This is a genomic window from Massiliimalia timonensis, from assembly GCF_900186585.1.
Classification (GTDB): Bacteria; Bacillota; Clostridia; order Oscillospirales; family Ruminococcaceae; genus Massiliimalia; species Massiliimalia timonensis.
The window spans coordinates 100532-123132 of the sequence record NZ_FYDD01000004.1; the positions used below are offsets into that span (position 1 = coordinate 100532).

Annotated in this window: 23 protein-coding genes; 12 read left to right on the forward strand and 11 right to left on the reverse strand. The window is 46.6% G+C overall.

Going from position 1 to position 22601, the window contains the following annotated elements; genetic code table 11:
• The first annotated feature begins 136 nt into the window (after nucleotides 1-136).
• Nucleotides 137-1156: a LacI family DNA-binding transcriptional regulator gene (locus tag CIB36_RS08190; RefSeq protein ID WP_093989094.1), complete on the forward strand. Its 1020-nt coding sequence runs from the start codon at nucleotides 137-139 to the stop codon at nucleotides 1154-1156.
• 513 nt (nucleotides 1157-1669) lie between these two features.
• On the opposite strand, the gene CIB36_RS08195 is transcribed toward CIB36_RS08190, so the two are convergent.
• Complete coding sequence (locus CIB36_RS08195; protein WP_093989095.1) at nucleotides 1670-2257, reverse strand: hypothetical protein; 588 nt, start codon at nucleotides 2255-2257, stop codon at nucleotides 1670-1672.
• Between the two features lie 169 nt (nucleotides 2258-2426).
• Here CIB36_RS08195 and CIB36_RS08200 point away from each other — a divergent pair, with 169 nt between their 5' ends.
• Nucleotides 2427-2639: a helix-turn-helix domain-containing protein gene (locus CIB36_RS08200; RefSeq protein ID WP_093989096.1), complete on the forward strand. Its 213-nt coding sequence runs from the start codon at nucleotides 2427-2429 to the stop codon at nucleotides 2637-2639.
• Complete coding sequence (locus tag CIB36_RS08205; protein WP_093989097.1) at nucleotides 2640-3461, forward strand: type II restriction endonuclease; 822 nt, start codon at nucleotides 2640-2642, stop codon at nucleotides 3459-3461. It begins immediately after the preceding gene.
• Nucleotides 3462-3494: 33 nt separating this feature from the next.
• Here the strand turns inward: CIB36_RS08205 and CIB36_RS08210 are convergent, their stop codons facing one another.
• The 9 genes from CIB36_RS08210 to CIB36_RS08245 form a co-directional block, all read right to left on the reverse strand.
• Nucleotides 3495-4349 carry a DNA adenine methylase gene (locus tag CIB36_RS08210; protein ID WP_229408221.1) on the reverse strand — a complete coding sequence of 285 codons (855 nt, stop codon included), beginning with the start codon at nucleotides 4347-4349 and terminating at the stop codon, nucleotides 3495-3497.
• Nucleotides 4350-4367: 18 nt separating this feature from the next.
• Complete coding sequence (locus CIB36_RS08215; RefSeq protein WP_093989098.1) at nucleotides 4368-4580, reverse strand: helix-turn-helix domain-containing protein; 213 nt, start codon at nucleotides 4578-4580, stop codon at nucleotides 4368-4370.
• A 110-nt stretch (nucleotides 4581-4690) separates the two neighbouring features.
• A complete protein-coding gene (locus tag CIB36_RS08220) occupies nucleotides 4691-5071 on the reverse strand; it encodes a TnpV protein (RefSeq protein ID WP_093989099.1) in 381 nt (126 codons plus the stop codon).
• Between the two features lie 9 nt (nucleotides 5072-5080).
• The gene (locus CIB36_RS08225; RefSeq protein WP_093989100.1) at nucleotides 5081-6334 is read right to left on the reverse strand and encodes a plasmid recombination protein; all 1254 of its coding nucleotides are present in this window, start codon (nucleotides 6332-6334) and stop codon (nucleotides 5081-5083) included.
• A gap of 250 nt (nucleotides 6335-6584) precedes the next feature.
• Nucleotides 6585-7475, reverse strand: a complete 891-nt coding sequence (locus CIB36_RS08230; RefSeq protein WP_324612423.1) for an AAA family ATPase — start codon at nucleotides 7473-7475, stop codon at nucleotides 6585-6587.
• A 62-nt stretch (nucleotides 7476-7537) separates the two neighbouring features.
• The gene (locus CIB36_RS13300; RefSeq protein ID WP_158662636.1) at nucleotides 7538-7684 is read right to left on the reverse strand and encodes a hypothetical protein; all 147 of its coding nucleotides are present in this window, start codon (nucleotides 7682-7684) and stop codon (nucleotides 7538-7540) included.
• Nucleotide 7685: 1 nt separating this feature from the next.
• Complete coding sequence (locus CIB36_RS08235) at nucleotides 7686-8009, reverse strand: plasmid mobilization protein (RefSeq protein ID WP_093989101.1); 324 nt, start codon at nucleotides 8007-8009, stop codon at nucleotides 7686-7688.
• Nucleotides 7999-9090: a site-specific integrase gene (locus CIB36_RS08240; RefSeq protein WP_093989102.1), complete on the reverse strand. Its 1092-nt coding sequence runs from the start codon at nucleotides 9088-9090 to the stop codon at nucleotides 7999-8001. The genes CIB36_RS08235 and CIB36_RS08240 overlap by 11 nt, the downstream gene beginning before the upstream one ends.
• Nucleotides 9090-9278: a transcriptional regulator gene (locus CIB36_RS08245; RefSeq protein ID WP_003532935.1), complete on the reverse strand. Its 189-nt coding sequence runs from the start codon at nucleotides 9276-9278 to the stop codon at nucleotides 9090-9092. The genes CIB36_RS08240 and CIB36_RS08245 overlap by 1 nt, the downstream gene beginning before the upstream one ends.
• Nucleotides 9279-9659: 381 nt before the next feature.
• Here CIB36_RS08245 and CIB36_RS08250 point away from each other — a divergent pair, with 381 nt between their 5' ends.
• On the forward strand, nucleotides 9660-10193 hold the full coding sequence (locus CIB36_RS08250) for a helix-turn-helix domain-containing protein (RefSeq protein ID WP_093989103.1): 534 nt from the start codon (nucleotides 9660-9662) through the stop codon (nucleotides 10191-10193).
• Nucleotides 10194-10414: 221 nt separating this feature from the next.
• Here CIB36_RS08250 and guaA read toward each other — a convergent pair whose 3' ends face one another.
• Nucleotides 10415-11950: a glutamine-hydrolyzing GMP synthase gene (guaA, locus tag CIB36_RS08255; RefSeq protein WP_093989104.1), complete on the reverse strand. Its 1536-nt coding sequence runs from the start codon at nucleotides 11948-11950 to the stop codon at nucleotides 10415-10417.
• 200 nt (nucleotides 11951-12150) lie between these two features.
• On the opposite strand from guaA, the gene CIB36_RS13305 reads away from it, so the two are divergent.
• The 8 genes from CIB36_RS13305 (at nucleotide 12151) to CIB36_RS08295 (ending at nucleotide 22576) form a co-directional block, all read left to right on the forward strand.
• Nucleotides 12151-12297 (forward strand): hypothetical protein, encoded by a 147-nt coding sequence (locus CIB36_RS13305; RefSeq protein WP_158662637.1) that lies wholly within the window; start codon nucleotides 12151-12153, stop codon nucleotides 12295-12297.
• Nucleotides 12282-13901, forward strand: coding sequence for a peptidoglycan D,D-transpeptidase FtsI family protein (locus CIB36_RS08260; protein ID WP_093989105.1), 1620 nt, complete (start codon nucleotides 12282-12284; stop codon nucleotides 13899-13901). The genes CIB36_RS13305 and CIB36_RS08260 overlap by 16 nt, the downstream gene beginning before the upstream one ends.
• Before the next feature lie 332 nt (nucleotides 13902-14233).
• The gene (alaS, locus tag CIB36_RS08270; RefSeq protein ID WP_093989107.1) at nucleotides 14234-16873 is read left to right on the forward strand and encodes an alanine--tRNA ligase; all 2640 of its coding nucleotides are present in this window, start codon (nucleotides 14234-14236) and stop codon (nucleotides 16871-16873) included.
• 27 nt (nucleotides 16874-16900) lie between these two features.
• Nucleotides 16901-17242 (forward strand): histidine triad nucleotide-binding protein, encoded by a 342-nt coding sequence (locus CIB36_RS08275; protein WP_093989108.1) that lies wholly within the window; start codon nucleotides 16901-16903, stop codon nucleotides 17240-17242.
• 32 nt (nucleotides 17243-17274) lie between these two features.
• Entirely contained in the window at nucleotides 17275-19452 is a 2178-nt protein-coding gene (locus CIB36_RS08280; RefSeq protein ID WP_093989109.1) for a ComEC/Rec2 family competence protein, read from the forward strand.
• A gap of 12 nt (nucleotides 19453-19464) precedes the next feature.
• Nucleotides 19465-20499, forward strand: coding sequence for a DNA polymerase III subunit delta (gene holA, locus CIB36_RS08285; RefSeq protein WP_093989110.1), 1035 nt, complete (start codon nucleotides 19465-19467; stop codon nucleotides 20497-20499).
• A 13-nt stretch (nucleotides 20500-20512) separates the two neighbouring features.
• Nucleotides 20513-21121 (forward strand): toprim domain-containing protein, encoded by a 609-nt coding sequence (locus tag CIB36_RS08290; protein ID WP_093989111.1) that lies wholly within the window; start codon nucleotides 20513-20515, stop codon nucleotides 21119-21121.
• 15 nt (nucleotides 21122-21136) lie between these two features.
• The gene (locus CIB36_RS08295) at nucleotides 21137-22576 is read left to right on the forward strand and encodes an MBOAT family O-acyltransferase (protein WP_093989112.1); all 1440 of its coding nucleotides are present in this window, start codon (nucleotides 21137-21139) and stop codon (nucleotides 22574-22576) included.
• The last annotated feature ends 25 nt before the right edge of the window (nucleotides 22577-22601 follow it).

Below are 22601 nucleotides of genomic sequence, written 5' to 3' on the forward strand. Positions count from 1 at the left end.
TTTAATAAATTTATGCAAAACGCTTAAATTTATCATAATTTGTGAAAACGTTATTATTTTTTGCTCTTATTAGGTTGACATTTTGTAAATTTATTTTTACAATAACAATCATACGAGATAGAAAGAAGGGAATTCCATGGCTGCAACGATTCGCGACGTCGCCCGTTTGGCAGGCGTATCCACCTCTACGGTATCCCGGGCATTGAACGCGCCCTCCTGCGTGAAACATCAAACGCTTTCCAGGATCATGAAAGCGGTCCAAGAATGCCATTATGTGCCCAACACCTTTGCGCGCAATTTAAAAACTAATTCTTCCAAGACCATTGGACTTTTGATCTCTGATATTTCAAACAGCCATTTCACCAGTATGGCGAAAGCGATCGAAACGATCCTGCGGGAAAACGGGTTCAGCATGATCGTGTGCAGCACGGATGAAAATCCCCAGCAGGAACTGGACTATCTGCACCACATGCTAAGCTCCCAGGTGGATGGCTTGATTTTAAATACCACAAATTTTAATAACGACCAAATCGTGGAGTTCAGCAGCCGGCTGCCAGTGGTACTAATTGAACGAAATATCGAGGAACCAGGTTTCCGCGGAGATTACATCGGTTCGAATAATCAAGAAGGCATGAAAGAAATGACGCAATACCTGCTTCGCAAAGGACACCGCAAAATTGGGCTGATCAACTGCGAGACACAGGTCAGCACCGGCCGGGAACGCTTGCAAGGATTTGTCAATGCCATGCGAGCGGCTGGTATCTCAGCAGGAACTGATTACCCTTATTTATTTGACTGCGCTTCTTTCAGCGTAGAAAATGGCTATACCGGCTGTGCGCATCTTATGACAATGGAGGATCGGCCAACTGCATTGCTCGTCACCAATAACACCCTGACGATCGGTGTCTTAAAATATTTGAGAAGCCACCAAGTTTCTGTCCCCAAAGATATTTCGGTAATGTCCTATGGGAACATCGAAAACAGCGATCTTTTTTTTGTGGATTTGGGGCATGCCGCACTTAGCCCATACCAAATCGGGGAAAAAGCAGCAGGATGTATTTTATCCCGCATCGAAAAGCCGAATCTGCGGAACCGGGAAGTAATTTTTGAGCCTGTACTCATGACCGGGCAGAGCGTTTGCTCGACGAAAGGATAGCCATTCTAAAAGAAACAAAAAGCATAGAACAGCAAAAGGATAGTTTCAGGAACCCAGTGATGAAATGGCTGGAGCGTTCAAAGATAGACTCAAAAATATGTAATTAGGCAAAGAAAAAAAAGCTATCAGATTTTTGAAATCTGATAGCTTTTTGCTTATTCTTATGATCATTCAAATAATTTTGCCGTTTTGTTGCCACTTAAGGGTTCCAAAACGCCTAAAACCGCATAACTACGGGATTTTTCAGGGGTGTAAAATCATTCCCACTCGACAAAGTCTAATCAATTTTGTTTAGAGATTATTCTCTGTCATATTCGTGGTGACTTTGATTATTTGATGTATCCATATTATCCTGCCTATATGAGCTAATGTTATCAGTTTGTTATCGGGGTTGATAACACTTGCCTCCCTTAGCGTAGATCTATATATAAGGCAATATTGCATAGTTCCTGTTCTTAATTCATTAAGTAACTCTCCATCAATCACTACTGCTGTTCTCGCCTTCCACATGTTTTAAAGACAAGATTGCATGTTGTATTTTTTAAGCTCATTGTTTTGCTCTTTTAACTTCTTTAATAAATCTTCTTGTTTACTTTGTACCGAAAAAATTGTGGCATAGTTCTCCATATCAATATCAAATTCACTCTCGTATGTCTGCCCGTTAGCTTGATATATGATTTTACCTTTTGCTGACGGTTTATTAGGACATTCTCGATACTTTTGCGTTCCAATGAATAAATCGTAATGCTGTCCTACACCAATAATACAAGTTTTTTGGCTTGATTTTCGTAAAAGGCTTGAAAACGCAGATTCAGGAAGTGCATTAATAAATGCGTCTTCTAAAAGAATTCTTACATTTTTTGCTGTGTACTTTCCATGATTTATAAAACGAAGTCCATAAAATGCTCGCCTTTCATAAAGAAACTCTACCTCAATATTGGGACGATTTTCTTCCTGAAATTGTCTTCGCATTTCTTTAACCTGAGCCCATGCAGCTCGTGCCGAGCACAGACTTAATATACAAGTTATAAGCGATGCAAGCACAGTTAAAAAAGTTAAGAAGCCACTATTATCATTTAACCAGAAGAAGATATTTGACATAATTTTCGGTTCCTCTTTTTAACAAATTAGTTTTTATAATGGTTGGGTTATTATCAAGAATATTTTTTAATGTGTTCCTTCCAAATATTTTAGCATCATCCGATACTTATTGTATGTAGACTTATAGTATTCATTTTCATTATAATACAAATTGAGGAGGATTGCAACTGTGGATATTGTAAAAGTTTTTGGCGACAATCTAAAAAAATATCGCACTTCTTTGGGGCTATCTCAGGAAGCCTTTGCTGATAAATGTAGTATGCACCGTACTTATATTAGCGCAATTGAATGTTATCGTCGTAGTATTTCTTTAGAAAATATTCAGCGCATTGCAGATGCTCTAGGAGTTGAAACATATAAATTGTTCTTGGAGGAAAAATGAATGGCAGATTTAATTATTGATAAATTCTATCAAAAAATGGCAAATGTCAATTTGGAAGCATTTGGGATACTAGATTCAAGCAATTGTATTCATACATTGGGAACTGATTCCAAAATTATAGGCAGAATATTTGAAATGTATGCCCAACCAATACTTGAAGAGATAGCGAAAGAACTTAAATACACCATTAAAACCCCAAAATCTCAAACTGTATATCCAGATTTCGTTTTATTTAAACCAGAAAAACCAACAGAAAAAGTTGCCATAGATATAAAAACCACATACATAAACACTGAACAATCAACCATCAAGTTCACTCTTGGATCATATGGCTCATATATGCGCAACAACACAAAAAATATAGAATACAAATATACGGATTATATAAAGCATTATGTGATTGGTTTTGTTTATAAACGGAATGGGCTAGCTCAAGAAAGCCGTGTTTATAAATACGAAGACCGTCAAAAAATAGTATTCCCATATAACGATGTTAAGTATTTTATCGAAGAAAAATATAAAATTTCCGGTGATAAACCAGGATCTGGAAATACAGAAAATATTGGCTCGTTTCCCACAAAAAACTTTTCTGACTTAAAATACGGAAAAGGCCCATTTAGTGAATTGGGACAGGATGTTTTCGATATATATTGGAAATATTATCCTAAATATCGCACTTTCCAAAAAGCCTATACCTCACTAGATGAATTTTTAAACTGGCTTCCTAACAACATAGATTCAATAGAGCTACTACACAAATTTGATGCAGAAAGCGTTATGGAAAGTATTTCACGATATAAGTTTATTCATCAAAATAAGTGATAATAAAGAAAAGTATATCACTTTTCTTTATTTTTACCTTTTTATCGCCAATACTTCGATCATTGGATGTCTATTGCTTTCTTTAGCGCCTATATGATAAAAATGATTTTGCTCATGCCAAGTAAAGTCAGACCAAAATTCAAATAAATGATTATTTTTCCTGAACTCATTTTCTTTCCACATAGATAAACAAACATTTGCAGGAGTCTTATGGGCATATTCTGCAAGCAAAATTGCTTCTTCTTCTGGCCACTCCCCAACATACGAAGTGTCTCTACCTATATATGGAGGGTCAAGATAAATATAATCGATTTCACTTGCATTTTCAAAAGCTTTTTGCCAAGAACAGCATTCAAAGATCCAGTCTTTTCCCTTCATGATGTCTGCAACATTTGAAACCTGATTGCAAATTTTGGTTATGTAAGCTTTTGTAAATCTATTAGGTTTCTGACAAAAAGGGACATTAAAATTTCCTTGCCTGTTAAATCTAATCATTCCATTAAAATCTGACCTATTTAAAAACAGAAAATAGAGCGGCTCTCCATTGGTATTAAATTCTTCACGCATTTTTTTATAATATTCTGCACCATATTTTTCGAGTTCTCTTCCATGGAACTCTAAAAAATCTCTGACTATATTACTCGTAATAGTTCCATTTTGTATTCCTTGATAAAATGCAATGACATATCTGTTCTTATCTATTAGTTTTGCTCTTTTGGGTGCAATGTTAAATGCAACAACGCCTGTTCCAACAAACGGCTCTATCCATGTGCCATTTTCGTTAATTTTAACCTTCTCTTTGATAAATGGAACAATTTTTGTTTTTATCCCCTGACATTTGATTGGTGGAACTAATACCCTAGATTTTTCCATGTTAAGTTTTGACATTTCATATTTTCCTTTTCTTTATTTAATTATTTCTCCATTAGAAAGAACGAAATATTGTTCATATGTAGCTCCAAGCACTTTTGCAATTTGATTTAATTCTTCTTGGGTAACTGTATTTCTTTTTAATTTTGCATTAAAATTCTGAGGTGTCTGATCTATTCTTCTTGCAAGTTCAGACAAACTAATTCCTGTTCTTACGCACAATACTCGTATTTGTTCTGAAGTAGTCATATAAAACCTCCTTGAAGAAATTGCACTTGATATTATAAATTATTTAATTGATATTATCAACTAAATAATTTTCTAAAAGCGGTAGAGAGAAATCTCTACCGCCGTTGTAATTATACCGTGAAAATAAGTTCTGAATCTACAATCTCCATCGCCCTGCTGCGAATGTTATTCATCCGGCCGACCCATTCTATCCGATTTTCCGCCTTTAGCTGCTCGGTCACGCCCTCACGCTCCACCATCTGGTTTACCAGCCGAAAGAACAAATCTTCTGCTTGCTCGTCAATATCCGCAAGATAACTGTTCAACTTACCGCTTGTAAGCAGATTGGTATAAAGTACTTTGCGGTGCTGTTTGAGATAGCGCAGGTGCCGCTGTCCCCATACGCCAACAGGCTTGTTTTCTTTTTCGGCGGGTAAGGACAGGCAAGGGAGAAAATAATCTCCCTGCCGTACATAAGCACCGCCCATTTCTTCAAAAATCGTTTTTGCCATTTCGTTTACCTACCTTTCGTAATCTTTATTTTTAGAGCGTTTCCCACGCTCAGATAACTGTCGTTCACGAGCCGAAATCGGCTCATAATAAATGCTTTTTTCCTGCTTTTTGAATTTTTCAAGAATAACGCTGATAAACTCCTTGACCTTTTGCGGCGCAATCTTTAATGCCTCAAGGTACGGTCTGCACTTTTCGGTCAGCTCCCGCAGCGCAGTTCTTAACTTTGAAACCTCGCTTTGCAGCGACCATATTTGACGGGACAGATTTTTGTTTTCTTCTCTCAAACGCTGTGCCTCGGATACCGCCGAATAGCTGCGCTTTGCCAGCGTTGTCAGCTTTTCGTAATCCTCAGCCGATACCGTGTATTTGCCCGTGAAGGACTTTTTTCCTGAGCTGTCGATCTCCGCAAAGGTCATAAACGCCTTGTGGTTATCGTTATATCGGACTTGTTCAGCGGCAATTTTCTGTTCAATATCCGCCAGCCTTTTTTCGTCCTGCTGGATTTTATACCCCAACGAAGTTAGATTTTCTGCTGTACTTCCTCGCTCGCCACGGTTAAAGCCCTCAAATCCTGCGTCCTTCATATATTCGTAAAAGTTATCCTGTAAAATGCTGTATGAAGCACGGTAGACGGGTTTCCCCTTACTATTTAGTACGGGATTTCCGCTTTCGTCCAACGCTTTTTCTGATTTCCATTTCTTTGAATGGCTGACTTGATGAATCACCTCTTTCACAGTTCCTATCAGCGCCGGATCTTTACAGCGTTTCGACCAACGCACTTCTTTGTCCACCACAGGCAGCGCCATAATGTGCAGATGGTAGTGATAAATCGGCTTTCTGTACTTTTCAGTCATAGCGATATTCAACTCATCAGCGTGCATGACTGCGGAAACAATTTTGTCTTTTCCATAGAGCTTTTCTGCAAAATGGAACGCTTCTTCATAGAATCGGCAGGCGAAATCATAGCCGCCGTTTCTCTCGAAATAGTCTGTATTCACATCCAAAATCATCTCGTTAAAGACTGTTGCGTCTGCTTTCAGTCCCTTTAAGGATACCACTCCGTCCTCAATCAGCCTGTCCAGATGTTCGTTGTAGGTAAGCTCGCCGCACCCTTGAAAATGAACATTCATGGGCGTGCGGGATAAGTCAACATTCATATTTTCATAGCTTTCATTTTTTCTCTCGATGTGCCGTTCAAACTTTCCGACGCTCGCTCTCGTTCGCTTTTCCACACGGGCAACGCTGAAATCTCCCTTCGGCATTCGTATCCCTCCCTTCGTTTTGCGATACTGTGGAACAGCGCAGTTACGCACCTTTTTCAAAGTGCGTAAACTCACTATGACACTTTCAACCTGACGGTTGCAAAGATGTCGTGGGCTCTCCGAGGGGCAAGGGCTGTCCTTTGAAAAGGACACCCTTGCAACCCCGTCCAAACTTTATCACTTCCCGAAAAAGGAACATTGCAAGATTGCAGGTGTGCCAGTTTTTGCAATGTTGCAACCTTGAAAACCCTCACTCCGTTTTTTCGGGAAGCTCCCAGTACCACTGACTGCCCTCTTTGAGAGATTGGACATTCAGCGCCTTCTTCGCCTCGTCCAGCACACGCTTGGAGATACCAATCGCCTGTGCTTTCTTTACCATCTCCTTCTGCGGATATTTGCCCTTTGAAAGATATTCGAGTATTAAATTTTCCGCCTGTTCGGATTTCTTTTCTTTTGGAATTCCGCTTAATAGATCGTCCACCGATATATCATAATGACCGAGCCAGCGAAAGCCGTTTTCCTTGCCCAGCTCAAAAGCAATCGGCTCGCCTTCTGGAGCAAGGGAGGACTTGTCCTGCACCATCACCCTTATCTGCGGATTATCTTTTAACCTGCCGACAATCAGAACGCTCCGTGCAGTTGCCTGAAAGTCGATGGAACCAAGCCCTCTGTAATTGGATTTATTCCCCTGCGCTTTATTTAAGTGTCCGACCAAAATAATGGCGCACCGATATTGCCCGGCTATCCGCCCTAATTGGGAAAGGATAACTCTCACTTCATTTGCCCGGTTCATATCAACCTTTGCACCGATATACGCCTGTACCGGGTCTAAGATAAGCGCTCTTGCACCTGTTTCCACAATCGCTTTTTCAATGCGTTCGTCCAGCATAGTAAGCGTTGCTTCCGACTCGTCTATGACTTTTATTTGCGAGCAATCCGCATTACCGGCGAGCAGCCGGGGTTTGATTGTATCTCCGAGCCCGTCCTCTGCGGTCTGATAAATCACTTTGATCGGCTCACGCTCGGTGCTGTCGCAGGGGAGCTTTTCTCCCCTCGATAACAGCGCCGCCAACTGAAGGATTAAAGTGGTTTTTCCCTCGCCGCCGTCACCGTGAATAATGGTCAGTTTTCCAAACGGGATATAGGGATACCAGAGCCACCACTTCTTCCACAGGGACTTCGTCCATACTGATAATTTTCAGTTCAGCCATTCATACCACCGCCTTCCAGAAGAAAAGCATTGATATTTCTGCCTTGATTGGTTATACTGTTATTAGTTACATGGAGTGACTGCCTATCATCTGCGCCAACAGATGTGTTACGGACGGTCATTTCTTTTTGCTTATTCATTCTATTCCTCTCCTTTCAAGCCGCCGAGAATCACGGCGATTAGTTCAATGACATCGAGCAGTTCATCATCTACACCGTTTCCCGCTTCAATCCTCTGTAACTCCGTAAGGACAGCGGCAAGCTCCTGTTTCAGAGCCTTATACACCCTCGGATTGCCCTGCACCACCACATCCTGATTCAGACAGCGGCGGTAGCAGTATTCCTGCTTCGGCAATCCCGATAAAGCAACCGCCTTGTTAATGCGTTCGTTTTCTTCGGGCGATACCCGAAAACCTACCGTGATATTCCTCCAACGGTTTTTGTTATCTCTGTTCTTAGCTGACATTTTCAAAATCTCCTTTTCCTAAATCGTTTAATCGCTTCGCCATTTCCGTCTGTTTGGACGGGAACAGATGAGCGTACTGATAGGTGATTTCAATGCTCTCGTATCCCACACGGTCAGCAATCGCCACCGCTGAAAAGCCCATATCGATTAGCAAACTTATGTGGCTGTGGCGTAAGTCATGAATGCGGATACGCTTCACGCCTGCGGCCTTCGCACCTCTGTCCATCTCGTGATGAAGGTAGCTTTTCGTTACCGTAAAGATACGGTCTTTCTTTTTGAGTCCGTAGAGCATACCAAGATACTCCTGCATTTCCTCACAGAGAAAATGCGGCATTTTAATAGTGCGGTTGCTTTTCTTTGTTTTCGGCGAGGTAATCACATCTTCTCCGTGCAGGCGCTGATAGGACTTGTTGATCGTGACCGTTTCTTTGTCAAAGTCGAAGTCCGCAGGCGTCAGCGCCAGCAGCTCGCCCTCACGGATACCGCACCAGTAGAGCATTTCAAAGGCGTAAAAGGAAACGGGCTTATCCATCATCTCAAAGGCAAACTTCTTATATTCCTCTTTCGTCCAGAACAGCATTTCCCTGTGTTCCTCGCTTCCCATATTTCCCACCTTTGCGGCTGGATTAGAGCGCAGCTCGTAGTAGCGCACAGCGTGGTTAAAGATAGCGGAAAGCTGATTGTGCAGCGTCTTCAGATAAGTCTGTGAGTACGGTTTTTTCTTCTCGTCACGGTAAGCAAGCATTTCATTCTGCCAAGTGATGATTTCTTTTGTAGAAATCTCGCTGATTTTCAGCTTGCCGAAAAAGGGAAGTATCTTCGTGCGGATAATATGCTCCTTTGTCAGCCAAGTGTTTTCTTTCAAACGATTTTTTATATCTCTGATATATAGTTCTGTAAAGGCTTCAAAACTCATATCAAGGTCAGATGAATTCTGTAGCTGGAACATTCGCTCCCATTCCTGCGCTTCTTTCTTTGTGGTAAAGCCACGCTTGCATTTCTGCTTACGTTCGCCTTTCCAGTTCACATACCTTGCCATCACATACCAAGTACCGTTGTCCTCATTTTTGAATACCGGCATTATTCCTTCTCCTTTCCGGCTCCATAGAGCCTTTCATAAAAATACTGGCGGTTGACACGCCCTGCAATCGTAATAAACCCCTTCGCTTTTAGTTCCTCGTTCAGCTTTCTGATGAGTTTATAGGCATAGGGCTTCGATACATTGAGTTCCTGCGCCACATCATCGGCACGGATAAATCTGTTTTCCATAAAAATCACCTTTCCTTCTGTTTTTCAAATTCATTTATTTCGCGTCGGAATACTTTCTTGCCGCCTTCCGATTTGCCCGGGCGGGTACGCCATTACCGTGACGCACAACAGATATTAAACTTATTTGCTTAATGTTATTTTATTATGCTAAGCATATTTGCTTTTTTCAAGTGGTTTGAGAGAAAACATTAAACTTTTTTGCTTTATTTTCGCTTGACTTTCACTAAGCATATCTGCTATACTGGTTGTAGAATGAAACAGTGACCAGTTCAAGGTTCTGTCAGGCAGGAAAGGGTGGAGATTTTCGCAGAAAATACTACCCGGTGCTTGACAGGTTCTTATACTGATTGCAGAGATACATAAGCGAGGAGTGTAAACACTATGGCGATTGGTGAGAGAATCCATTTTTTTAGACTTCTGCGTGGTATGACGCAAAAATATCTTGGTACGGCTGTCGGTTTTCCCGAAAGGAGCGCCGATGTGCGCTTGGCGCAATATGAAACAGGCTCCCGCAAACCGAAGGCGGATTTAACGGCTGCGTTGGCGCAGGTGCTTGATGTTTCCCCGCAGGCGCTTGATGTCCCCGACATTGACAGTCAGATCGGTCTCATGCATACCCTATTTACCCTTGAAGATGTTTATGGGCTGACCGTCAGCGAAGCGGACGGAGAAGTTTGTCTGAAAGTCAGCAGGGACAAGGGCAAAGAGGCTTACGAGATGCTGCAAATGCTCCATGCTTGGAAAGAGCAGGCGGACAAGCTCTCTGCCGGTGAAATCAGCAAGGACGATTATGACCGCTGGCGTTACTACTATCCGAAATACGATACCACGCAGATCTGGGAGAAAGTCCCCTCGCAGGAGTTAAGCGATACGCTGGTGGAGGCATTTCAGGACAAGCTCAAAAAAGACAAATAAGAACGGCAAAAAGCCCTTAGCTATGAGTTATTACCCACAGCTAAGGGCTTTCTAATATGGATTTCGTTTGCCACACAACCGCTTGTCAATCATTCTGCAACCCATAAACCACTGGATTACAAGAATAATGGCTCTTGTATGGCTGTTATCAAATTGTTATCAAAAGACTTCTCCAAGCGCCGCAAACCCGCATAAATACTGGGTTTTTACGGTACTTCGTTTTATTCCCACTCGATCGTTGCCGGAGGCTTAGTGGTCACATCATAGACAACCCGGTTAATGTGCTTGACCTCATTAACGATCCTGCTGGAAACTTTCGCAAGCAGATCATATGGGATCCGGGCAAAATCGGCGGTCATAAAGTCCGTTGTCGTGACCCCGCGCAACGCCAAAGTATAGTCATAGGTCCGTCCGTCACCCATTACTCCAACGCTTCTCATCGAGGTCAGCACCGCGAAATACTGATGGATGTCCCGATCCAAACCGGCAAGCGCGATTTCTTCCCGGAAGATATAGTCGGCATCCTGTAAGATCGCAACCTTTTCTGGGGTGATCTGTCCGATAATACGGATCGCAAGACCCGGGCCCGGGAAGGGCTGGCGCCAAACCAGATAATCCGGAAGTCCCAGTTCCATGCCAAGCCGGCGGGTTTCATCTTTAAATAACAATCTCAGCGGCTCGATGATTTCTTTAAAATCAACATAATCAGGAAGACCGCCCACATTGTGATGACTCTTGATCACCGCGGCGTCACCTGCGCCGGATTCGATAACATCCGGATAGATCGTCCCCTGTGCGAAATAATCCACTGTTCCGATTTTTTTCGCTTCCGCTTCAAATACCCGGATAAATTCTTCCCCGATAATCTTGCGCTTTGCTTCTGGTTCCTCCACCCCGTCCAGGCGTGCAAAGAAACGGTCGGCCGCGTTTACGCGAACAAAGTTGACATCCCAATCCCGGAACGCCGCCTCTACCTCGTCGCCCTCATTTTTTCTCATAAACCCATGGTCAACAAAGATGCAGGTAAGCTGCTTGCCTACAGCTTTGGAAAGCAGGGCAGCCAATACCGAAGAATCCACCCCGCCGGAAAGCGCCAGCAAAACTTTCCCATCGCCGACCTTTTCCCGGATCTCATTGATCGCGGTCTGGGCATAATTTCCCATGTTCCAGTCCCCGGTACAGCCACACACTTCATAGAGAAAGCTGCGCAGCATATCCAGTCCGTTTTCCGTGTGGAGAACTTCCGGATGAAACTGAAGTCCATATAATTTCCGTACCGGGTCCGCGATCGCTGCCGTCGGGCAGGAATCGGTATGGGCGGTCACAGAAAAGCCCTCCGGCAATTCATTGATGTAGTCGGTATGGCTCATCCATGTAATCCCGGAATCAGGAAGTTCCCGGAACAGGGCGCAAGCCTTGTCAAAATATGTTTTTGTCTTTCCGTATTCACTTGTTGCATTGGCAGAGGTAACTGTCCCGCCTAGGACATGCGCCATCAGCTGGCAGCCATAGCAAATCCCCAAAACAGGAACGCCCAGTTCAAAAATCTCTTTCCCGATGCGCGGCGATTCTTCCAAATAAACGCTGTTTGGCCCCCCGGTAAAGATAATGCCATCTGGGTTTAATGCCCGAATCTCTTCGATCGGCGTCTGATATGATTTTACTTCACAGTAGACACTGCATTCCCTGACACGGCGTGCGATCAACTGGTTATACTGACCGCCGAAATCCAGTACCAACACAAACTGATGCTTCATAAGTCGACTTCCTCCATGTTCTCATGTTCATTCTTTTGTTACTCCTATTTTGCCATGATTTGAAAGCAAATGCAAGTTTTTTGTCCTCGTTTTCCATGACTTCATAGGATTGTTAGAAACAGCCCGGAATAAGCTCCTGTTTTTCGGTTAAAAATAATAGCGAAGAAAAAACTGGAAAGCATGAGGAGGCTGACGATCTTATGATGCGAAAAACTGTTCCGGTATTGTGTTTTATTTTACTGTTTGCCGCGACCCTGTTTTCATTCTCCGGCCGCCTTTCCATTCAACCAGAAACAGACAATGCAGTGAGCTTTAGAGTGGAGGAAACAGTATGTGGAAACGGCTGATCAGTATTTTTTGTACGATGTGCCTAGCATTTACCCTGCTCTATTTAAGGATTGGTTCGATCGGGGCCGACCCTTTTTATGTGACGGCCGGAAAAAGCCAATCCAGCTACACCTTGGAGCTGACAGTCAGCCGCGGCTTTCTATACGACACTAATCGTCTTCCGCTGGTCAACCAGTCCCAGAAACTGATGGCGGCCATTTTAGTAACGCAGGAGAATGCAGAGCTAGTCGCCCAAATCACCGACCTTAATAAGCAGGAAGTCCAGGAAAAATTGCAGGAAGCCAAACCCTTTCTACACGAGGTCAATACACAGGATGTCGACGATGACAACATCATCGTTTTTCCGGTTTACAACCGCTATGAGCAGGAGCAGACAGCCGCGCACCTAGTCGGCTACCTCTCGGAAGGCAAAGGTGTTTCAGGGCTGGAAAAAAGCTATCAGGACCTGCTGGAACAGAGCAAACGAACCGTTGAAATCACCTATACCCTGGACGCGATGGGACGGACAATCCCGGGCACCAAGCCTAAAGTGAGCTATTCCCAAGAAAGTGATTCCGGTATTGTTCTAACCTTGGATTCGCGCATCCAAAAAATCTGCGAGGAAGCCGGGCAAAGCCTAGAAAAAGGAGCGGTCGTTGTAATGGATTGCAAAACCGGCGAGCTTCGCGCTGTGTGCAGCTTTCCCACCTACAGCCCGTACCGTTTATCCGAAGCGATGCAGGATCCGGATTCTCCTATGATCAACCGGGCATTCACTCCGTTAAGTGTAGGCTCCACTTTTAAAATCGCCGTGGCAGCAACGGCACTGGAAGAGGGGATCAACCCCAGCTTTTCCTACGAATGCAAAGGCGGCTACCAGTTGGGAGACGTGGTCATGCACTGCCACAACCGAGCCGGGCACGGCAAGTTTTCCATGCAGGAAGCCATCGTAAACAGCTGCAACCCTTATTTTATCAATCTTGGGATGCATTTAGACCGGGAGCACCTGCTCCGCGTATCGAAAGACCTATCTTTCGGGAAAGGATATGAGCTTGCCCCCGGGCTTTCCACCCAAGCCGGGATCCTGCCGAAAACACTGTCGGACGGTGAACTGGCAAACCTCAGTTTTGGACAGGGGAACTTGCTGGGCACCCCTGTTCAGTTGGCGCAGATGCTCAGCGCAGTGGCAAACGGCGGTATCACCCCCTCCCCTTCCTTGGTAGAAGGGATCGTAACCGAAAAAGGCGAATGGGTAGAACAGAAGGAACTGCCAAGCGGTATCCGGTCTATGCAGCCCCAAACAGCAAAACAACTGCAGGAGTTTTTGATCGACTGCGTAGAGCAGGAAGGACAAAACGCCCGATCCCCCTATACCACCTCCGGTGGAAAAACCGCGACCGCGCAGACCGGCGTCTATGCAGACGGCGACGAGCTGGTAAACGGTTGGTTTGTCGGGTTCACCCCGGCCGAAGACCCGGAATATGTAATCGCTGTGATCGCAGAAGACGCGGAAAGCGGGAACAAAAGCGCTTCCCCTGTTTTTTCCGAAATTGCGGGAAAAATAGCGTTATTGCACAATCCCCAAGGTGGTTCAGACGGCTTCTCTGTTGGAAATTTGAGTTGACAAGTCCCGTCAAAACACAGTATAATAAGAAAAAAGATATACTATCAAAAAGCAATGAAAAGACCAACCGGAACAAACCGCCTGCAACAGAGAACGGGCTCTTGGCTGAAAAGCCCCGCAAGCTGTTTTCGGAAGCCACCTTGGAGCCGGCAGTGGCTGAACTGCCCGTATCCCGCGTTAAGGGGAAAACAAGCGGCGGATACTGTCAAGGTACCCGCAATTTGGGTGGTACCACGGAACTTGAAAGAGCCTTCGTCCCATATCATACTTTATGATATGACGGGCTCTTTTCTTTTTTGCTTTTTACTTATGACCAAGAGGGGGAAATCATCATGGAATGGACCGGTTTGAACGAACTGCGTGAAAAATTCTTAAGCTTTTTTGAAACAAAAGCACACACCCGCCTGCCCAGCTTCCCATTGCTGCCGCAGGGCGACCAGAGTCTGCTGCTGATCAACTCGGGTATGGCTCCAATGAAAAAATGGTTTTTGGGGCAGGAAACGCCGCCCAGCAAGCGGGTCACTACCTGCCAAAAATGTATCCGTACCCCGGATATTGAAAACGTTGGGAAAACAGCGCGTCACGGCACCTTTTTTGAAATGCTGGGGAACTTTTCGTTTGGCGATTACTTTAAGCACGAAGCGACAAAATGGGCCTGGGAATTTATCACTGAGGAGTTGAAGCTCCCGGTAGACCGTTTGTGGGTATCCATTTACGAGGACGATGATGAAGCGCGCGACATTTGGATCAATGAAGTGGGAGTGGACCCTTCCCACATCGTCCGCCTTGGAAAAGAGGACAACTTCTGGGAAATTGGTGCAGGCCCGTGCGGCCCATGCTCTGAGATCTACTTTGACCGCGGCGAAGAAAAGGGCTGCGGCAGACCGGACTGCGCTGTAGGATGCGACTGCGACCGCTATGTAGAATTCTGGAACCTGGTATTCAGCCAATTTGACAATGACGGAGAGGGGCATTACACTCGCTTGGAGCATCCGAACATCGACACCGGGATGGGGCTGGAACGCCTTGCCTGCATCATGCAGGGGGTAGACAACCTGTTTGAGGTGGATACCGTGCAAAATATCATGAAGCACATCAGTGAAATCGCCGGGGTAAAATATCACGAAGACGAAACCAAAGATGTTTCTCTGCGGGTGATCACCGACCATATCCGCAGCACGGTATTTATGCTGGCGGACGGCGTGATGCCAGCCAACGAGGGGCGCGGCTATGTGTTAAAGCGGCTGCTTCGCCGGGCGGCGCGTCATGGCAGGCTGCTTGGGATCAACGAACCATTCTTATACAGGGTGGTTTCCACAGTAGTAAAAGAAAATGAGGCCGCTTATCCAGAACTGAAAGAAAAACAGAACTTCTTGGAAAAAATCATTAAGATCGAGGAAGAAAACTTTAACAAGACCATTGGAAAAGGGTTTGAGATCTTAAATCAGATCATGGAGAGCATGCAGAACGGTGAAGAACAGAAAACCCTGTCCGGACAGGATGCATTCCGTCTGTACGATACTTATGGTTTCCCGATCGACCTGACCCGGGAAATCATCGCGGAAAAAGGCTTTGACATCGACGAGGTCTCCTTTACGGAACTGATGAACGTGCAAAGGGAGCGTGCCAGAAAAGCAAGAATGTCGCAGGATGATGTTGCCTGGGCAGATGAAACGCTGGGGCTTGCGGGGGTGAAGACCCAATTTGTAGGATATGACGCCCTAAAAGCTGAAGGGAAAATTTTAGCGCTTTTGGTGGACGGCGAAAAGGTGGAAACCGCAGCGGCCGGACAAAAAGCGACCGTTGTTGTCGACATTACCCCATTCTACGCGGAAAGCGGCGGACAAGTGGCGGACAAGGGACGACTGACGGCAAACGGCTGCGCCGCGGAGGTTTTGGATGTTCAGAAAACCGGGACCGGATTGTTTTTGCATTCCTGCGAAATCAAGGAAGGTATGCTTCAGGTCGGCGAAACCGTACAGTTGGAAGTGATGAACGCCATCCGGGAATCCATTAAGCGCAATCATACGGCTGCGCACCTGCTTCAAGCTGCTTTGCGGGAAGTTCTTGGCGATCATGTCCATCAGGCCGGACAGCTTGTCAACGCCCACACCCTGCGGTTCGACTTCTCCCACTTTGAGGCGATGTCCCCGGAAGAGATCCGGACCGTGGAAATGATTGTCAACGCGAAGATTTTTGAAGGACTGCCTGTTGAAGTAAAGGAAATGAAGATCGAAGAAGCAAAAGCGACCGGCGCTATGGCGTTGTTCGGGGAAAAATACGGCGATGTCGTCCGGGTCGTAAACGCAGGCGGCTACTCCATTGAGTTCTGCGGCGGCACGCACGTTGACAACACCTCCAAGATCGGGCTGTTTAAAATCGTGAGCGAATCCTCCGTCGCGGCAGGCGTTCGCAGAATCGAAGCCAAAACCGGGATGCAGATCTTGGAACTGCTTCAGGAAACCACAGCTACGCTTCACAAGGCTGCGGCAGAATTAAAGCTTTCCAACCCGGCGGAGCTGGTTGGGAAATGCGGTTCCATGATGCAGGAATTAAAAGAACGGAACCAGCAGATCGAAATGCTCAATGAAAAACTAGCGGCCATGCAGTTTGGTTCTTTGGCGGATAATGCGACAGAAATCAAAGGCTGCCGGGTGGTATCGGCCATGATGACCGACATCAGCACCGAGGCATTGCGCGCAATGGGAGATAAACTGAGATCGGAAGCGCCGAACACAGTTGCCGTTTTAGTGGGTGTTAACGGCGAAAAGGCGAATATGCTCTGCGTGTGCGGAAAAGAAGCGGTCGCTTTAGGCGCTCACGCCGGAAAGATCGTAAAAGAGGCGGCGGCGATAACCGGCGGCAAGGGCGGCGGACGCCCGGACAGCGCGATGGCGGGCGTTGCCGACCAGACAAAGATCGACGAGGCGCTGCTGGCTGTGCCAACGATCTTGGAAAAAGTATTACCATAACAAAATTGAAAAAGGAGGGGCGTTCTAATGGAAGACTGCCTGTTCTGTAAAATCATTGCCGGGGAAATCCCGTCTAACAAACTGCACGAAGACGAGTTATGCTACGCTTTTTACGACATTGACCCGCAAGCGCCGGTACATTTTTTGGTAGTGCCGAAAACGCATATAAAAAGCGCCGATGAGCTGACGGAAGAGAATGCCGGCGTTGTGGCGCACATCTTTGTAGTGATCAGCAAGCTTTCAAAGGAGCTGGGACTGGAAAACGGGTACCGGATCGTCAACAACTGCGGCCAGGACGGCGGGCAAACGGTTGGGCACCTGCACTTCCATGTGCTGGCAAAGCGCTGTTTAGCGTGGCCTCCCGGCTAATCTAAATATTGAAATGAGAGGAAGGATCCAGCATGAAAAGACCGTTTTGTATAATCGGCGGAAGCTTTTTAACAGCGGCTTTTCTTGCTTCCTTTTTAAACGCGGGGATACAAGCCGTCGGACTGGCGGCTTGTATCCTTGCGTTTTTTACAGTCCTTTTCTTTTTCTCTAGAGAAAAACGGGTCATTGCCTGCACGGCCCTGTGCTCGGCCGCCTTGGCATTCGGCCTGTTCCTGCCCAACACCCTGCGGGAGGAACAAGTTCTTCCTTTACAGGAGCAGACGGTCGAGATCCACGCAACGGTGAAGTCAATCACCTCCCGCGGAAACCAGAAATACAGCTATCAAATCGGGATAGAGCCAAGTGGATCAGTGCCTGTTTCGTTTGAAAGCCTGCTTTATACCAACCAGCCGCTGGAGGTGGAGATCTCAGATCAGATCACCCTGCCGGTACGTTTTTTCGCGCCGGACACCACCAGCTATTTTGACGGCGCGCGCTACTACCGCGGACAGCATATTCTGCTGCTTTCCTACTACGATGGTGACGCGGCGGTAACGGTAACGCCGGCGCAGCAGCGTTCTTTCCGATACTATGTGAATGAATGCAGCCGCTTTTTGCGCGCTAAGGCTGAGCAGTATTTCTCCCCGGAGGCGGCTTCGATCCTAAACAGTATGCTGCTGGGAGATAGAAGCGGGATCCCCTTTGCCCTAAAGCAGAATTATACCGATGCGGGCGTAGTCCATCTGCTGGCGATCTCGGGCGTTCATGTAGCGATCCTATCCGGAGCCTTGTTTCTGCTGCTGCGGCTGTTCCGTGTTCCCCGCCGGCTGGCGGTCATCCTGCAAATGACAGCCACGATAGGGTTTGTAGTCATAAGCGGCATGAGCGGATCTGCCATGCGTGCGGGCGGGATGATCCTGATCTTACAGATCGGCCGCCTGTGTTACCGGCGCGCTGATTCTGTAAATTCTTTGTGCTGTGCTGGTTTTTTCATTGTTTTATGCGACATTTATGCTATAATGGATATAGGTTTGCTGATGTCTATTTCTGCTACATTAGGCATTCTTTTGTGTGCAAAACCTTGTCAGGACTGGGTCTGCCGCAAGCTGGGGCTGACCTCCCCGTCCGCAGTGAAAATAACCGGACTTTTATCCTTGACCTTCAGCGCGAATTTATTTTTGCTGCCGGTTTATTTTGCTTCGTTTGGGACTATATCCCTGATCGCGCCTATCAGCAATTTGTTTACCACGGCGACTGCATCTGTGATTATTGCTTTTGGGATCTTTGTTTTGCTCTTCGTGGCGATTCCAACGCCAGAGGTCTTGCTCCATCTTTTGACCGCGGCAGAGCAGTTTTTCATTGACCTGCAAAACGGCATTGCCCGGTTTTTCGGTTCTCTGCCATTCGCTTCTATGGGATTGGACTATCCGGCTTTAGGGGCATGGTTTGTCATCTGCCTGCTTTTTCTTGTGATGGGGCTTTTATTTTGGAAACGCCGCAGGCTGGCAGTTCCATTCCTATTATTTTCTGTATGCTTTTTCCTGATCAGCAATGCGCTTTCTCTGTTGTTTTTATATGACACGGGCCGAGTCGCGGTAATTGGTGATGGGACGACCTCTAATGTGGTGTTTATTGACCGGTTTCAGGCGATTGTATTTTCCTGCAGTGACGACGATTACATTGATGAATCCACTTACCGTTACCTGAAACGGATGGGGGTCCATCAGATCAATACTTTAGTATTACTGTACCCAGATTTTGAGGAATATCAGGACACGGTGAATCTGGCTGAGGCAATGCCGGTCCAAAACCTGCTGTACAACCCAGAAAACACCGCCTGCAGGCAAATGATGGAAGAGCATGCGGCACAGATCCAGCCGATCGGATTTGGGTCTGAGATCCAAACAACGGATGGCTTCGACGCCTCCTTCACCATACATGATCACGGGGAAAAGTTTGGCGTCCAAATCAATTACCACGGGTACTCGATGCTCCTCTCTAGTTGTCTGGACGAGCTACGCCAAACGCAGGCGCAAACAGTCTTTGTATCTGGCTCCGTCACAGATCTCACCGAAATCAAAGCCGAACACCTGATCCTTTTAGAAAAGCAATGGCGGCCTGTGCTCTGCGACCAGCTTTACGAAACTGCGAAGCGGGAAGCAATCCAGTTTGAAATCAAAAAAGACGGGATCTGTTCCCGAATCCATTAAAGGAGGAATTTCATGCCGACCGTAAAAAGCGATAAACTGATGAAATCGGTCCGTTCGGGCGAGATCGCGCCGATTTACTTTTTCTACGGCCCGGAGATCCAGCTGATGCGGAATACCGTGGATCTAATCGTCAGCCAGACTGTGGAGCCCGCCTTTGAGGGATTTAATCTGCACCGGTACGAGGACGACGCCCTTTCGGCTGGGGAATTGAAAAGCATTTATGAAACCCTGCCGATGATGGCAAAATACCGTTGTATCACCATAAAAAACTGGAACCTTGACAAGCTCGCAAAGCAGGATTTAGAACAGCTTATATCCATGCTGGGAAATCCGAATCCATCGACTGTACTGGTGCTTTACGACACCCGGCAAAGCGTTGAGCCGAAGAAAAATGCGAAATACAAGAAAATTTATGAGGCCGTTGAAAAAAACGGCGTTGTGACCGAATTTTCTTTTCAAGATAAGGCAGCCTTAAAAAAAGCGGTGTTAAACCGCTGTCAAAAAGCAGGCGTCACCATGGCACCGGAGTTATGCGAACGGCTGATCGAGCAGTGCGGCTCCCAGTACGCCATGATTTTAAATGAGTTGGACAAGCTGCTGTGCTACGCCGGGGAGAACGGGACGGTCACTGCGCAGAGCATGGATCTCCTTTGTGTTTCCTCAATCCAGAACACAGCGTTTGACCTGTCCAACGCGATTTTAAAAAACCGATATGAGCAGGCCTTTTCTATTCTTGACAGGTTGTTTTATCTGCGCACGGAGCCAGTCATGATCTTAGGCGCTTTATCCAGCTCCTTTCTAAGCCTGTACCGGGTCAAAGCGGCAAAGGCGGCAGGCGTTTCCAATGAACAGGTGATGGCTGATTTCCATTACCGTTCCAAATACCAGATCCAAAAACTTGGGCAGGATCTTTCCCGTTTTTCCCTGGGGCAGATCCGCCGGTGCATGGAAAGCCTGGAAAAGGCAGACCGCCTGTTAAAATCCTCCCGGTTGGACAACCGAATCATCTTGGAGCAGATGTTAGGCGAGATGATGGCGGCCCGCTAGGAAGGAAGAACAGATGGAGAAGCTAAAGATCCGCCAGGTGATCCTGGTGGAGGGAAAATATGATAAAATAAAGCTGGAAAGCTTTATTGATGGGATGATCCTTACAACCGACGGTTTCCGCATCTTTAAAGATAAAGAAAAGCGGGAGCTGATCCGTACCCTTGCGAAAAAACAGGGATTGATCGTCATGACGGATTCCGATGTTGCAGGATTCCGTATCCGGAATCTGGTGCGCTCCGTTGTAAAAGATGCCCCTGTCATCCATGTGTACATCCCACAGATACATGGAAAGGAAAAGCGTAAATCCGCTCCCTCCAAGGAGGGCACGCTGGGCGTTGAAGGGCTTTGCATCGAACTGCTGCAAAAGCTGCTGGAGGAACAGGGCGTAACCTCCCAGAAGGCCCCGCCTGCCGGGCGCCAGATCACCCGCGCTGATTTTCTGGAGGACGGGCTGATTGGCGGGGAAAACAGCTCGGAAAAGCGGGCAAGGCTGTTAAAAAGGCTTGGGCTTCCCCATTATCTTTCCACCAATGCCCTGCTGCAGGTCATCAATCGTCTCATCACCTATGAAGAATACCAAAAGCTGCGGGGAGAGCTCGACCTCCCTGCACAAGAGCAATAGAAAGGAGTGACCCGCATGGTGTTTTCCAGTATCCCGTTTATCTTCTTATTTTTACCGGCCGCTGTGCTGGTCTATCTTTTAACGCCTGCACGTTACCGGAATTTAGTGCTGCTGCTGGAGAACCTCGTCTTTTATGCCTGCTCCGCCCTGCCCGCGCTTCCGGTCTTAGCATGTTTGATCGTGGCGGATTACCTGTGCGGCCTGTCCATCTACCGGTACCGGCGCAGCAAAAAACGCGCGCGGGTCCCGTTGATCATCGGGGTATGTATCAATGTGATCTGCCTTCTTTTCATGAAACACAAACTATTCTATTTCAGCTTTCTGACTCTTCCGGCAGAAAGTAAGCTTGGCTTTGACTTTTTGATCCCGATTGGGATCTCTATTTATACCTTGCAGGGGATCTCGTATCTGGCGGATCTTTACCGTAACCGCGTCAAGGTGCAAAGGCACTTTGTCTCTTTTGCCATGTACCTTTCCATGTTCCCGCAGATGATCTGCGGTCCGATCGTACGGTACAGCGACATTTCAGAAACGGTCGTCAGCCGCCAGACCAACGCAAACACCATTTCCAAAGGATATAATCTATTTATCCGGGGGCTGGCAAAAAAGCTGGTCTTGGCAGATACAATGCTTTCGTTATGGAAAACCGTGAAGGAAATGGATTATGCCACCCTTCCCGTCCTGACCGCATGGCTTGGGATTTTGGGGTTCGCGTTTGGGATCTACTTTTATTTTTCCGGTTATACCGATATGGCCCGCGGGATCGCCAAGATACTTGGGTTTGAATTCCCCATGAATTTCAATTCCCCCTATACTGCCAAAAGCCTGACAGATTTCTGGCGCAGGTGGAACATCTCCCTCACTGTATGGTGCAAATCCTATGTGATCTCCCCGCTGGGGAAAAAGCATGATTCGTTTTTGATCACCATGTTCCGCCTCATCCTTTTATGGGCTTTAATGGGACTTTGGTACGGGAACGGCTGGAACTTTTTGCTGTGGGGTCTAGTCCTTGGGGTATTGATCGCAGTGGAGCAGCTGTTCCTTTCCCCCCTGCTCGAAAAACTGCCTATTTTGATCCAACGGATCTACACCATTGTGATCGTCCTGTGCGCTTGGGTCATCTTTGAAATCAAAGATGTTACTCAGGTTTGGGCATACTATAAAGCAATGTTCACCGGAAACGCCGGTTCGTGGGGCGAGCTGTTTGCCGGCGGAGGCAGCTTTTTTGCAGATGGCACCAGCCTTTACCTGCTGGGCTGTTACGCAGTGATCCTGCTGATCTGTATTTTGGGAAGCGGCAGCCTGATCCATAATCTTGGATTAAAATGCGAGCAAAGATCTTCCCGGGCGGCCTTGGGGCTGCGGATCGCCAGCGAAATCGTTTTGACCTTGCTGTGCCTGCTTATTTTGGCGGGCGGGGCCGGTATTGGCACAACCTTTTTCGTCCACTTCTAAACCACTGGAAAGGAGGGTTTCCCCT